This window comes from Nonomuraea sp. CA-141351 (assembly GCF_050944675.1).
Lineage (GTDB): Bacteria > Actinomycetota > Actinomycetes > Streptosporangiales > Streptosporangiaceae > Nonomuraea.
This window is the reverse complement of record NZ_CP191982.1, coordinates 7,503,073-7,515,795: the sequence shown is the minus strand read 5'-3', so window position 1 is coordinate 7,515,795 and position 12,723 is coordinate 7,503,073. Positions and strand designations below refer to the sequence as shown.

At 67.8% G+C, this 12,723-nt stretch carries 11 protein-coding genes; all 11 read left to right on the top strand.

Annotation, left to right across the window (positions count from 1 at the left end; all coding sequences use genetic code 11):
• Positions 1-320: 320 nt before the first annotated feature.
• The 11 genes from ACQPWU_RS35470 to ACQPWU_RS35420 all read left to right on the top strand — a co-directional run bounded on the left by ACQPWU_RS35470 (position 321) and on the right by ACQPWU_RS35420 (position 12,533).
• Positions 321-1,340, top strand: coding sequence for a LacI family DNA-binding transcriptional regulator (locus tag ACQPWU_RS35470; protein ID WP_433429639.1), 1,020 nt, complete (start codon positions 321-323; stop codon positions 1,338-1,340).
• 87 nt (positions 1,341-1,427) lie between these two features.
• Positions 1,428-2,084: a DUF1961 family protein gene (locus ACQPWU_RS35465; RefSeq protein ID WP_433429638.1), complete on the top strand. Its 657-nt coding sequence runs from the start codon at positions 1,428-1,430 to the stop codon at positions 2,082-2,084.
• A 123-nt stretch (positions 2,085-2,207) separates the two neighbouring features.
• Positions 2,208-2,837, top strand: coding sequence for a YesL family protein (locus ACQPWU_RS35460; RefSeq protein ID WP_433429637.1), 630 nt, complete (start codon positions 2,208-2,210; stop codon positions 2,835-2,837).
• A gap of 32 nt (positions 2,838-2,869) precedes the next feature.
• Positions 2,870-4,390, top strand: a complete 1,521-nt coding sequence (locus ACQPWU_RS35455; RefSeq protein ID WP_433429636.1) for an extracellular solute-binding protein — start codon at positions 2,870-2,872, stop codon at positions 4,388-4,390.
• A 58-nt stretch (positions 4,391-4,448) separates the two neighbouring features.
• Positions 4,449-5,423, top strand: a complete 975-nt coding sequence (locus ACQPWU_RS35450; protein WP_433429635.1) for an ABC transporter permease — start codon at positions 4,449-4,451, stop codon at positions 5,421-5,423.
• 10 nt (positions 5,424-5,433) lie between these two features.
• A complete protein-coding gene (locus ACQPWU_RS35445; protein ID WP_433429633.1) occupies positions 5,434-6,330 on the top strand; it encodes a carbohydrate ABC transporter permease in 897 nt (298 codons plus the stop codon).
• On the top strand, positions 6,327-6,947 hold the full coding sequence (locus ACQPWU_RS35440; RefSeq protein WP_433429631.1) for a rhamnogalacturonan acetylesterase: 621 nt from the start codon (positions 6,327-6,329) through the stop codon (positions 6,945-6,947). The genes ACQPWU_RS35445 and ACQPWU_RS35440 overlap by 4 nt, the downstream gene beginning before the upstream one ends.
• Positions 6,944-9,526: a Tat pathway signal sequence domain protein gene (locus ACQPWU_RS35435; protein ID WP_433429629.1), complete on the top strand. Its 2,583-nt coding sequence runs from the start codon at positions 6,944-6,946 to the stop codon at positions 9,524-9,526. Before ACQPWU_RS35440 ends, ACQPWU_RS35435 begins: the two co-directional genes overlap by 4 nt.
• 113 nt (positions 9,527-9,639) lie before the next feature.
• Positions 9,640-11,238 (top strand): ABC-F family ATP-binding cassette domain-containing protein, encoded by a 1,599-nt coding sequence (locus ACQPWU_RS35430; protein WP_433429628.1) that lies wholly within the window; start codon positions 9,640-9,642, stop codon positions 11,236-11,238.
• Positions 11,239-11,351: 113 nt separating this feature from the next.
• Positions 11,352-11,567, top strand: coding sequence for a helix-turn-helix domain-containing protein (locus tag ACQPWU_RS35425; protein WP_020547488.1), 216 nt, complete (start codon positions 11,352-11,354; stop codon positions 11,565-11,567).
• Between the two features lie 150 nt (positions 11,568-11,717).
• Positions 11,718-12,533 carry an enoyl-CoA hydratase/isomerase family protein gene (locus ACQPWU_RS35420; protein WP_433445365.1) on the top strand — a complete coding sequence of 272 codons (816 nt, stop codon included), beginning with the start codon at positions 11,718-11,720 and terminating at the stop codon, positions 12,531-12,533.
• Positions 12,534-12,723 lie beyond the last annotated feature (190 nt).

Here is a 12,723-nt window from a genome sequence, read left to right as displayed (position 1 = left end):
CCGCGTCGGAGTCAACGACCTCGCACCCTATAGAGGATGAACGTACCGATCTGGGGCTTCGCCACCTGGGCGGTGCGCCCCCTGGCATTCGCACTGGCCGAAGCTTCTGGAAGAGGCGATCGTGGACCGGGCCTGGTTCACGCGGACGCGGGGCGGTGGAGCAGTTCGACCCCACCGCTTCACCCTCGTGACCGTTTTGCGGTTGAGACGATTCAAAAGAATCTTGAATGCCGCTATGATGCCAGAGTTCACGGTGGGCCGCACCCGGCGGTCCACCAGCGATTTCTGCACCCAAGAGCAGCACGGCCTCGTGAGGATCGATGGCGACTAGGAACATCAAGGAGGTCGCGCAGCTGGCGCGGGTCTCTGTGGGCACGGTGAGCAATGTGCTCAACCGCCCGGAGATCGTGTCCCCTGCCACACGCGAACGCGTCTTCGAAGCGATCAAGAAACTGGGCTTCGTCCGCAATGAGGTGGCCCGCCACCTGCGGATGGGCCGCAGCCGCACGGTCGGACTCGTCGTGCTCGACGTCTCCAACCCGTTCTTCGTGGACGTGGCCCAGGGCGCCGAGTCGGTGGCCGACGACCACGACTCGATGGTGGTGCTCTGCAACAGCGCCGGCGACCCTGGCCGCGAGCGCCGCCACCTCGACCAGCTCGAACAGCAGCGGGTCATGGGCATACTGATCACCCCCGTCGAGATGGAGAGCCCCTACCTGGAGGAGCTGGCCGGCCGCGGTACGCCCGTCGTGCTGGTCGACAGCCCGGCGACCGGGCTTCAGTGCTCCGTGGCGGTCGACGACCGGCTCGGCGGGCAGATCGCCGGCGCCCACCTGATCGAGCGGGGGCACCGGCGGATCATATTCGTCGGCGGTCCGACGTCCATAAGACAGGTGGTGGACCGGCACGCGGGCGTCAGCAGCGCCGTCGCGGCCGCCGACGGCGCCGTCGAGCTGCTCACCTCCACGTCCCCGACGTTGACCGTCGCCGAGGGGCGGGCCGCCGGCGAGCGCGTGGCCGCCCTGCCTCCCGAGGAGCGGCCCACCGCGGCGTTCTGCGCGAACGACATGATGGCGCTGGGGTTCTTACAGGCGATGGCCACACATGGGCTGCGCGTGCCCGAAGACCTGGCCATCATCGGGTACGACGACATCGACTTCGCCGCGGCGGCCGCGGTGCCGTTGTCCTCCATCCGGCAGCCGCGCGAACTGCTCGGGCGTACGGCCATCGACCTGCTGCTCGAGGAGGTCGCGGACCCCGAGCAGCACCGTCACCGGCAGGTCATCTTCCAGCCCGACCTGGTGATCCGCGAGTCGAGCGCGTTGCGCCGCGACGCCTGACCCAGCGAAGGCTCCCTATGAACCGTTTCATAGGGGCTTCCGCCTGCCTTTCGCATGGCCGCCGAGAAACCCCTTGAAGGAGGGCTCATGACCGAGCTCTATCGCAATGCCCTGGCCACCCCCGCTGACCTGGCAGGCTTCCGTATGGAGGGGGACGGCGCCATGTCGTTCCCCCAGGGACGCATGCGCCTGGAGAGCCTCAGGCCGCCCTCAGACGGCCAGGCGGCCAACCTGGTCCTCTGGTGTCCTGAGGAGTTCCCCGCCGACGTGCGGATCGAATGGGACTTCTGGCCCATAAGAGAGCCGGGCCTGGCCATCATGTTCTTCCATGCCCGGGGCAGGAACGGCGAGGACCTGTTCGACCCCGGACTGGCGGCGCGCACCGGGCCCTATGACCAATATCACCACGGCGACATCGACGCGTACCACGTCTCCTACTTCCGCCGTATGTGGGCCTCGGAACGCGCCCTGCACACCTGCAACCTGCGCAAGAGCCACGGCTTCCACCTGGTCGCGCAGGGTCCTGACCCGCTCCCGGCGGTGCTCGACGCAGAGGGCCCGTACGCGATGCGCCTCGAGGTCAAGGCCGGGACGGTCACGTTCTCGGTCAACGATTTGGTCTCGTTCCGGTGGGACGACGACGGCTCGATCGGCGGTCCCGCCCTGGCAGGAGGCAAGATCGGGTTTCGGCAGATGGCGCCGCTCATCGGAGAGTACGGAAATCTCCGGGTCTCTCGTCATTGACTTTGAGTCGATTCAACACTAATTTCGCACCAACCCGCCGTTCACTCGCTTGTAACTGGGCAGGAACCACGGTGCAACAACCCGCCCCCGTATCCGTGCACATGCCACGAGAGGTGGTGCCGGATGAATCATCCCGCCATGTCGATCAGGATCCAAGCTGCCTGCTCAGAGCTTATCTGGGCGGTCCGTCTCAACCTGATGTGGCTCGTCTTCACGCTCGCTGGAGGCGTGGTTCTCGGGCTGGGGCCCGCTACTGTGGCCGCTTACACGCTGGCCCGGCGGCGGGCTCGATATGAAACGTTTCAGGCCTGGACCGAATTCTGGACCGTCTACCGACGGGAGTTCGTCCGCGCTTCGTTGCTGGTCCTGCCGGCGGCGGCGCTGGCCACCGTCCTGGTCGGCAACTACCTGTACCTCTCCGCACTCGGCCCCAGCGTGGGAGCCCTGCGGATCGCGACCTTCGTGGCGCTCATCGCACTGGCCGGTGTGGGGGCGTACGTGGGGCCGCTCTACGTGCACTACAACCTGCCGTTGCGGGCCTACTGGCCCAAGGCGGCGCAGCTAGCGCTCATGCGTCCGGCCTCGTCCGTGCTGTTGCTGCTAGCGCTCTCAGCCATCGCCTACGCGACCTCGGCGGCGCCCATCCTCGCCCCGTTGATCAGCTTCGGCGCCTGGATCTACCTCAACACGTGGCTCTGCCAGCGCTTCTTCGCGGAGAACGAGGCGCGACTGCATTCGAAAGGGAACTCATGAGCGCATCCCGTCGCCGGCGGCTCATTGCCGGGGTGTTAACGCTAACGGCCGCACTCACCGCTTCGGCCTGCTCAGGCGGCGGTGACGCGGCCCAGACCGACTCCAGCACGATCACCGTGATGGCCAAGCTGTTCGGCACCGCGCCCGATCCGAAGGGTGAGATGCAGCAGGCGGTCGAGAAGTTCATCGGTAAGAAGCTCAAGGTCAACTGGGTTCCCAACGCCGAGTACACCGACAAGCTCAACGTCACCTTCGCCTCGGGCAACCTCCCGCAGGTCATGGTCGTGGACCCGCACCTCCCGGGCTTCGTCAAGTCAGCGGAGGCCGGCGCTTTCTGGGATCTGACCGACAAACTGGACAAGTACCCGAACCTCAAGGCGGCGGACCCGCGCAGCGCGCTGAACTCCTCCATCAACGGCAAGATCTACGGCCTCTACCGCATGCGGCCCGCGCTGCGGTCGGCGATGATCATCCGCAAGGACTGGCTGGACAAGCTCGGCCTGAAGCTGCCGGAGACGGTCGACGACCTGTACAACATCGCCAAGGCGTTCGCCGAGAGGGACCCCGACGGCAACGGCAAGAAGGACACCTACGGACTGATCATCCCCAAGTGGCCGGGCAACTACGCCAGCGCCAGCCCGTACGACGTGCTGGAGACCTGGTTCGGCGCCCCGAACGGCTGGGGTGAGCGCAACGGCAAGCTCGTCCCCGGGTTCGACACCCCCGAGTTCCTCGAGGCGAACAAGTTCCTCAAGAAGATGGTCAGCGAGGGCCTGGTCAACCCGGACTTCGCCACCCTCGACTCGGCCAAGTGGAACGAGCCGTTCCACCAGGGCAAGGGCGGCATGATCATCGACGTGAACATCCGCTCCAGGCAGGTCCTCGACCTGTTCAAGGAGGACGACCCGAAGAACTACGGCGACAAGGTCGCCATGGTCGGCAACCTCAAGCGTTCCGACGGCAAGAAGTTCTCCTACCCGTTCACCGGCTACGCCGACGTCCTGGCGATCTCCAAGCAGAGCGTGCGGACCGAGCAGGACCTCGACAACGTGCTCAAGGTCCTGGACAAGCTGGCCACCAAGGAGGGACAGGTCCTGCTGCAGAACGGCATCGAGGGCCGGAACTTCAAGGTCGTGGACAACACCGCCTCGCTGATCAATGAGGACGACCCCAAGGTCCAGATCGTCCAGAAGGACGTGGACAACGCGTTCACCCAGCTCAGCACCAAGGGCACGAATGACATCGGCGGCATCGCCTACGCGCGCACGCCGTCCGGGCAGCCGTACAAGGACACCCTCAAGCTCCAGCAGGAGCTGATGAACGAGGACCTCAAGACGGCCGTCTTCAACCCGGCGCTGCCGGTGGTCTCGCCCACCGCCGTCGCCAGGGGTGCGCAGATCGACACGATCATCCCGGACGCCCGGATCAAGTTCCTGTCGGGTGAGTTCACCGAGGAGCAGCTGAAGGGCGAGATCAAGCGCTGGTACGACAGTGGCGGCACGCAGGTGGCCGCGGAGGTCAACGACCTGGTCTCGAAGCTCCCCGCTAGCTGAACCCGCCCTGAGGGACCCGGGACGCGCCCCCGGGTCCCTCATATGAAAGGAGGCCGCTGTGGCCACCGACCTGGCGCCGCCTCCGACGAGGGCGGCGAGCAAATCCGGGCGTCGACGCCAGAAGGTGGGGCTGCGCGCCGCGTTCGGGCGTTACCGCTGGCTCTACCTGATGCTCCTGCCGGGCGTCGTCTACTTCGCGCTCTTCAAGTACCTGCCGATGTACGGCGTGACGATCGCGTTCCAGGACTTCCTGCCGTTCCTCGGCTATTCGGGCAGCCCCTGGGTCGGCTTCAAGCACTTCGAGGAGCTGTTCGCCGGGCCGGACTTCGGCCGGCTGATGTTCAACACGCTGTTCCTGGCGCTGCTGCACATCGTCATCGTGTTCCCGGCGCCGATCGTCGTCGCGCTGCTGCTGAACGAGCTGCGGATCAACATACTCAAGCGCTCGGTCCAGTCGCTGGTGTACATCCCGCACTTCCTGTCCTGGACGATCGTCGCGTCGCTGACGTACGTACTGTTCGCGGCGGACTTCGGAGTGCTGTCCGGATGGCTGCGCGACATACTCGGTGACACTTCGAAGATCGACTACATGGCGCAGGAGGACTGGTTCCGTCCGCTGATCATCCTGCAGCAGGTGTGGAAGCAGACCGGCTGGGGCACGATCATCTACCTCGCCGCGCTGGCCGGCGTGGACCCGCAGCTGTACGAGGCGGCGCGCATGGACGGCGCTGGACGCTTCAAGCAGCTCTGGCACGTCACGCTGCCCGCCATCCGCCCCACGGTCGTCGTCATGGCCATCCTCGCCTCCGGCAACCTGCTCGACTCGGGCTTCGAGCAGATCTGGCTGATGACCACCTCGCTGAACCGCTCCGTGGCCGACGTTTTCGACACGTACGTCTACTACACCGGCATCACCCAGGGCGCGATCAGCTACTCCACCGCCGTCGGCCTGTTCAAGGGTGTGGCCGGCGTCATCCTGATCTTCGGCTCCAACTGGCTGGCCAAGCGCCTCGGCCAGCGGGGACTGTTCTAAGGAGCCCGGCATGAAGACCAAGAACAAGAAGCTCGCCAGCGACTACAGCACCGTGGGCAGCCGGGTGTTCGACGCGATCAACATCGCCGTGCTCGTCGGCCTGGCGCTGATCACGGTCCTGCCGCTGCTGTACGTCCTGGCAGGGTCGTTCGCCGGCGAGGCGGAGATCTCCACGCGGCCGTTCTTCCTGTGGCCGGAGAAGTTCGTCACGGAGTCCTACCGCTACATCTTCGCCACCGACGCCTTCGTCCGTGCCCTGCTCACGACCGTCGTGGTGACGGCGGTGGGCACAGTGGTGCAGGTGCTGCTGACGTTCAGCATGGCCTACCCCCTGGCCAAGCGGTACCTCCCGGGCCGCGCGCTGGTGCTGAACCTGATCATCTTCACGCTGGTCTTTTCCGGCGGCATGATCCCCACCTACCTGGTGGTGCGCGACCTGGGGCTGCTGGACAGCTACTGGGCGCTGATCCTGCCGCTGGCGATCAACCCGTTCTACCTGATCATCGTGAAGAGCTTCTTCCAGGAGCTGCCGCAGGCGCTCGAGGAAGCGGCGCGCATCGACGGCTGCAACGAGATGGGCGTCTTCTTCAAGATCGTCCTGCCGCTGTCCAAGCCGATCATCGCGACGTTCTCGCTGTTCTACGCGGTGGGCATCTGGAACGACTACATGTCGCCGCTGCTCTACGTCACCGACCCGAACAAGTGGACGCTGCAGATCCTGGTGCGCCAGCTCGTCAGCACCGACGCGGCCAACGCCCTGTCGCAGATGGACCGGACCTGGGTGCCGCCGGAGCAGGGGCTGAAGTTCGCGGTCGTGGTGATCGCGACGCTGCCGATCCTGTTCTTCTACCCGTTCCTGCAGAAGCACTTCACCAAGGGCGTCCTGATCGGGGGCGTCAAGGAGTGACCCGCACCATCCTCCTGGCCGGTGACTCGACGGTCGCGTCCTGCCCGGCCTGGGAGGCGCCCATGTCCGGGTGGGGAGCGCAGCTCGGCGCGTACGCGGGCGAGCCCGTGCGCAACTTCGCCAAGGGCGGCGCCACCACGGCGAGCCACCGGGCCGAGGGACTGTGGGCGGCGCTGCTGCTCGAGGTCGTGCCCGGAGACGTGGTGGTGATCGAGTTCGGGCACAACGACCAGAAGGATCCCGCGATCCCGTACCAGGACAACCTGCGCGCCTTCGTCGAGCAGGCGCGCGGGGCGGGGGCGCTGGCGGTGCTGTGCACGCCGGTGCAGCGGCGCAGGTTCGACGGGGAGCGGCTGGTGCCCACCCATGGCGAGTACCCCGAACAGGTGCGCGCGCTGGCCGCCGCCGAGGGCGTGCCGCTGATCGACCTGACCGCCGCCACGACCGAGCTGTACGAGCGGCTCGGCCCCGACGGCTCCAAGGCCCTGTTCACGCACTTCCCGCCGGGGCGGCACCCGCTCTACCCCGGCGGGGTGGCCGACGACACCCATTTCAGCTTCCGCGGCGCCGACGAGGTGGCCGCGATCGTCGCCGAGCGACTGAAGGAGATCCGATGACTGCGCTTCGCTGGCTGGACCGACCGGGAGAGCAGGGGGTGACCTGGGGCGTCCCGTGGCCGCGGGGCACAGTCGAGCGAGATACGACGTTCGCGCTGGCGGACGCGGAGGGGCGCGAGGTGCCCGTCCAGAGCTGGGTGACCGCCACCTGGCCGGACGGCTCGGTCAAGTGGTCGGCCCACGCGATCGGCGCGCAGCCGGCCGCGTACTCGTACCGGATCGAGCCGGGCAGTGAGCCCGCCGCCGCGGCCACACCGGTCACCGTCGTCCGGGAGGGCGGGGTGCTGACCGTGAGCACCGGTGTGGTCACCTGGACGATCGAGGAGTCCGGCGGCACGCTGGCCCGTTCGATCTCGCGCGGGAGCCGCGAGATCGCCCGGGACGTCCGCCTGGTCAGCCTCCGCCAGAGCGAGCCGACGCCCGACGAGGGCGGCCCGGTGGCCCGTTCGGAGAGCACGGGGCAGGTCGAGACCGTCACGGTCGAGCAGGACGGGCCCGTGCGCGCCGTCGTCCGGCTGGAGGGCAGGCACGGCGACTGGCTGCCGTTCACCGTCCGCCTGTACTTCTACGCGGGCGCCGAACAGGTGCGGATCATGCACACGTTCGTCTGGGACGGCGACCCCGAACGCGACTTCCTGGCCGGGCTCGGGCTGCGCGCCGACGTGGTCATGCGCGACGAACCGCACGAGCGGCACGTACGCCTGGCCGGTAGCGGTGGTTTCCTCACCGAGGCCGTGCGCGGGCTGACCGGTCTGCGCCGCGACCCCGGCGAGTCCGTACGGCGGGCGCAGGTCGAGGGCCGCCCGGTCGGCGAGATCGCCCCCGACGTCGCCTCCCGGCTGCACCTCATCCCCGCCTGGAACGACTACACCCTCGACCAGAGCTCCGCCGACGGCTTCACGCTGCGCAAGCGCACCGCCGACGGCCACGCCTGGGTGACGATCCCCGCGGGCACCCGCTCGGCCGGGTACGGCTACGTCGGCGGCGTCAGCGGCGGCCTCGGCTTCGGGCTGCGCGACTTCTGGCGCCTGCACCCCACCCGCCTCGACATCAGGAACGCGGCCACCGACCTGGCCGGCGTGACCGTCTGGATGTGGTCGCCGTCCGCGCCGGCCATGGACCTGCGCTTCTACCACGACGGCATGGGCCAGGACACGTTCGCCGAGCAGCTCGAGGGCCTGGAGATCACGTACGAGGACTACGAGCCCGGCTTCGGCGACGCCCACGGCGTGGCGCGCACGCACGAGCTGATCCTGCGCGCCCACGACGCCACGCCGCCGTCGCGGGCCCTCGCGGAGCACGCGGCCGCGATGAACCAGCCGGGGCTGCTGGCCGTCGACCCCTCGCGGACGCGCGAGGCCGGCGTGTTCGGGGTGTGGGAGCTGCCCGACCGCTCCACGCCCGCGCAGGCCCAGATCGAGGACCGCCTGGACTTCCTGTTCGACCTGTACGAGCGCGAGCGCGAGCAGCGCAGGTGGTACGGCTTCTGGGACTACGGCGACGTGATGCACACGTACGACCCGGACCGGCACACCTGGCGCTACGACGTGGGCGGCTACGCCTGGGACAACTCCGAGCTCTCGCCCGACCTGTGGCTGTGGCTGCAGTACCTGCGCACGGGAAGATCGGACGTCTTCCGCTTCGCCGAGTCGATGACCCGCCACACCGGTGAGGTCGACGTCTACCACGCGGGCAGGTGGAAGGGCCTGGGCAGCAGGCACAACGTGCAGCACTGGGGGTGCAGCTGCAAGCAGCTGCGCATCTCCAACGCCGCCTACCGGCGCTTCTACTACTACCTGACCGCCGACGAGCGCACGGGCGACCTGCTGGACGAGCTGAGCACGCCCGAGGAGACGTTCGTGGTGATCGACCCCACACGCAAGGTGCGCGAGGACGTCTACACCCCGGACCCGTCGGCGCTGTCGGTCGGCCTCGGGACCGACTGGGGATCGCTGGCCGCCGCGTGGCTGACGCGGTGGGAGCGGCACGGCGACGAGCGGGCCAGAGACCGGTTGCTGGGCACGATGGCCGACATCGGGGCGCTGCCGCACGGATTCCTGACCGGCGAGGCCAGGCTGGACCTGGAGAGCGGACGGTTCGACACCTCACGCGACAAGATCTCCGTCTCGCACCTGTCGTCGCTGTTCGGGTTGCCGGAGATGTGCGCGGAGCTGATCGCGCTCGACCTGGACGTGCCCGGGTTCGAGCAGGCGTGGCTGCAGTACTGCCGGCTCTACCTGGCCACGCCGGAGCAGCAGGAGGCGGAGGTGGGGGAGCGGCTGAGCGGGATCTCGCTGATCCAGGCGCACAGCAGGCTCACCGCGTACGCGGCCGCCCGCACCGGGGACGCCGAGCTGGCCGCCTGGGCGTGGCGGAAGTTCACCTTCGACGAGGGCGACCAGCTCAACAAGAACCAGCTGCAACGGCAGAAGGACTGGCGCCTGACCCTGGTGGACGGGCCTCACGTGCTCTCTCCCGTACGGGAGGCGCCCTTCGTGAGCACCAACGGCGCCAGCCAGTACGGCCTGGCCGCCATCCACAACCTGGCCCTGATCGGCAAGCACCTGGCGGAGCGTTAACCAGAGGTGGGCCCCCGGCCAGGGGGCCTACACTGATGCGTATGCATACTCCCGATTGATCTGGCGTCGCACGCCCAATCCTCCGTTTCCTAGCTCGGGAGTGTTCCGCCAATATGATCATCGCCAGTGATATCGAGCTGCGCGCGGGCGCGCGGCTGCTCATCGAGAAAGCCTCGTTCCGGGTCAACCCGGGCGACAAGATCGGGCTCGTCGGCCGCAACGGCGCGGGCAAGACGACCCTCACCAAGGTGCTGGCGGGCGAGGGCCTGCCAGCCTCCGGCACCGTCACCACCAGCGGCGCCGTGGGCTACCTGCCCCAGGACCCGCGCACCGGTGACCTGCAGGTGCTCGCCCGCGACCGCATCCTGTCGGCGCGGGGCCTCGACGAGGTGCTGCGCAAGCTGCGCGAGGCCGAGCTCGGCATGTCCTCCGCCGACGACCGGACCCGGGAGAAGGCGGTCAAGCGGTACGGCAGGCTCGAAGACCAGATGCACGTCCTGGGTGGATACGCGGCCGAGGCCGAGGCGGCCTCCATCGCCTCCAGCCTCGGACTGCCGGATCGCGTGCTGTCACAGCCGTTGCAAACGCTTTCCGGCGGTCAGCGCCGACGCGTGGAATTGGCGCGAATTCTTTTCAGCGGGGCGGAAACTCTCCTTCTCGACGAGCCGACAAACCACCTAGATGCCGACTCAATCGGGTGGCTTCGTGATTTTTTGCGATCTCATCAAGGTGGGTTGGTGATCATCAGCCACGATGTCGGTCTTCTTGAAGCGACGGTCAACAAGGTCCTGCACCTCGACGCCAACCGTTCGGTGATCGATCACTACAACGTCGGCTGGAAGGCCTACCTCGCCCAGCGCGAGACCGACGAGAAGCGCAGGAAGCGCGAGCGCGCCAACGCCGAGAAACAAGCGGGTGCGCTGCTCGCGCAGGCCGACAAGATGCGCGCCAAGGCCACCAAGGCCAAGGCCGCCCAGGACATGATGCGGCGTGCGCACCGGTTGCTGTCGGGCACCGAAGAAGAGCGTAAAAGCGACAAAGTGGCGCGGCTGCGCTTCCCCGAGCCGCAGGCGTGCGGGCGCACCCCGCTCACGGCCGAGGGGCTGTCCAAGGCGTACGGCTCGCTGGAGGTCTTCACCGACGTCAGCGTGGCCATCGACCGAGGTCACAGGGTCGTCATCCTCGGCCTGAACGGCGCGGGCAAGACCACGCTGCTGCGCCTGCTCGGCGGCATCGAGACGCCCGACACGGGCGAGATCCGGCCCGGCCATGGCCTCAAGATCGGCTACTACGCCCAGGAGCACGAGACCCTCGACCCCCGCCGCACTCTGCTGGAGAACATGCAGTCGGCCGGCGGCCAGTTCACCGACACCGAGCTGCGCAAGGTGCTCGGCTCGTTCCTGTTCACGGGCGACGACGTCGACAAGCCCGCGGGGGTGCTGTCGGGTGGCGAGAAGACCCGGCTGGCGCTGGCGATCCTGGTGCTGTCGAGCGCCAATGTCCTCCTCCTGGACGAGCCCACGAACAACCTCGATCCGGTCAGTCGCGAGCAGGTTCTCAATGCTCTCAGGTCGTATTCAGGAGCAATCGTCCTAGTCACACATGACGAGGGTGCCGTTGACGCCCTGTCACCGGATAGGGTGATCTTGCTACCTGACGGAACTGAAGACGCATGGAGCGACGAATTTTCCGATCTTGTGGCACTTGCCTGATCTTAATTTGAGTGGGTACGGATCTTTTCCCGTGGAGTAGGTAGCCGATCCCGCTGAAATGACTGATCATGGCGGAGTAACGCTGCGGAAGTCCGGCACTACAGGAGGTACTCGTGGCCGAGACACTGAAGAAGGGCACCCGGGTCACCGGGGCCGACCGGGAAAAACTGGCCGGCGATCTCAAGAAGCGCTACGCCGCGGGTGAAAGCATCCGCGCCCTGGCCGCTTCTACCGGTCGGTCTTACGGGTTCATCCACCGCATCCTGAGCGAGTCCGGCGTGACTCTGCGCGGGCGCGGCGGGGCGACTCGAGGCAAGTCCAAGCGCTGACGGCCGCCTCGGAACGTGCGACCGCAGCCGCCCGTCCCAAGTCAGCCATCCGTCGCGCCCGTGCCAGAACGATATTCTGTAGGCTCGGGCGCGACGGTCAGCTTTCTGGGCGCGCACTCCTTGCGCGACCAGGACTGGAGGGAGCGGGCGATGGCGGAAGCACAGGCGCGACAGCGCGGGGGGTATGCGGATGAGGTCTCCGCTGCGGCGGAGAACGGGGTCCGCTTCGAGGTGGACGGTGAGATAGCGACGATCACGCTGGACCGGCCGGAAAAGCGCAACGCACAGACGTTCGCGACATGGTCGGCGCTGGCTCGGATCGGCGAGAGCCTGCCCGAGCAGGTGCGCGTAGTCGTCGTGAAAGGTGAGGGACCGTCCTTCTCGGCAGGGATCGACCTGCGAATGTTCACACCTGAGGGGGTGCCCGGGCAGGGCTCGTTCAGCTCGGCGGCCACCAGCGACGACGCAACCTTCGAGCAGCGCATCCGGCAGGCACAGGCGGGATTCCTGTGGCTGCGCCGCCCGGAGATCGTTTCCATCGCCGCAGTGCAGGGGCACGCGATAGGCGCGGGGTTCCAACTCGCGCTCGCCTGCGACCTGCGGATAGTGGCCGATGATGTTTCCTTCTGCATGAAAGAGCCCGCACTGGGCCTGGTGCCCGACCTGACGGGGACCAAGCCCCTGGTCGAGCTGGTGGGTCTGGCCAAGGCGATCGACATCTGCCTGACCGCCAGGACCGTGCACGCGGACGAGGCCATGCGCATCGGTCTCGCCGAGCAAGTGGTCGTCGGGGGCGACCTGGATCAAGCGGTACGAGACAAGGTCGCGCAGCTGCTGGCCGTCAACCGGGACGCGGCGGTCGCGACGAAGCGGCTCCTCCAGGGGGCGCAGGGCCGCACCCTGGAGGAGCAGAGCGTTGCCGAGGGCCTTGAACAGGCGGCCCGCATCAAGGCCCTCTTCGGCTGACCCGATCGGCGGCGCCCAGGCGCCGCCGCCGTCGTGGCTGCCGTCCTTTGAAGGGCAGGGTAGGGGAGGGGAGGGGCGCAGACCCGCGGTCGGCGGCGATCCGTGGGACGGTGCGCATGGACGCGGTGGGTCGCGGTGGGCGGTGCCGTCGTGAGGAGCCGGGAAGAAGGGTGGCGATGGCGGTGAGTTT

What these genes read in the sequence shown, in the direction of transcription:
- ACQPWU_RS35445 (WP_433429633.1), top strand. Translation starts at nt 5,434, where the DNA reads ATGAAGACCAAGAACAAGAAGCTCGCCAGCGACTACAGCACCGTGGGC.
- ACQPWU_RS35435 (WP_433429629.1), top strand. Translation starts at nt 6,944, where the DNA reads ATGACTGCGCTTCGCTGGCTGGACCGACCGGGAGAGCAGGGGGTGACC.
- ACQPWU_RS35430 (WP_433429628.1), top strand. Translation starts at nt 9,640, where the DNA reads ATGATCATCGCCAGTGATATCGAGCTGCGCGCGGGCGCGCGGCTGCTC.
- ACQPWU_RS35470 (WP_433429639.1), top strand. Translation starts at nt 321, where the DNA reads ATGGCGACTAGGAACATCAAGGAGGTCGCGCAGCTGGCGCGGGTCTCT.
- ACQPWU_RS35465 (WP_433429638.1), top strand. Translation starts at nt 1,428, where the DNA reads ATGACCGAGCTCTATCGCAATGCCCTGGCCACCCCCGCTGACCTGGCA.
- ACQPWU_RS35420 (WP_433445365.1), top strand. Translation starts at nt 11,718, where the DNA reads ATGGCGGAAGCACAGGCGCGACAGCGCGGGGGGTATGCGGATGAGGTC.
- ACQPWU_RS35460 (WP_433429637.1), top strand. Translation starts at nt 2,208, where the DNA reads ATGAATCATCCCGCCATGTCGATCAGGATCCAAGCTGCCTGCTCAGAG.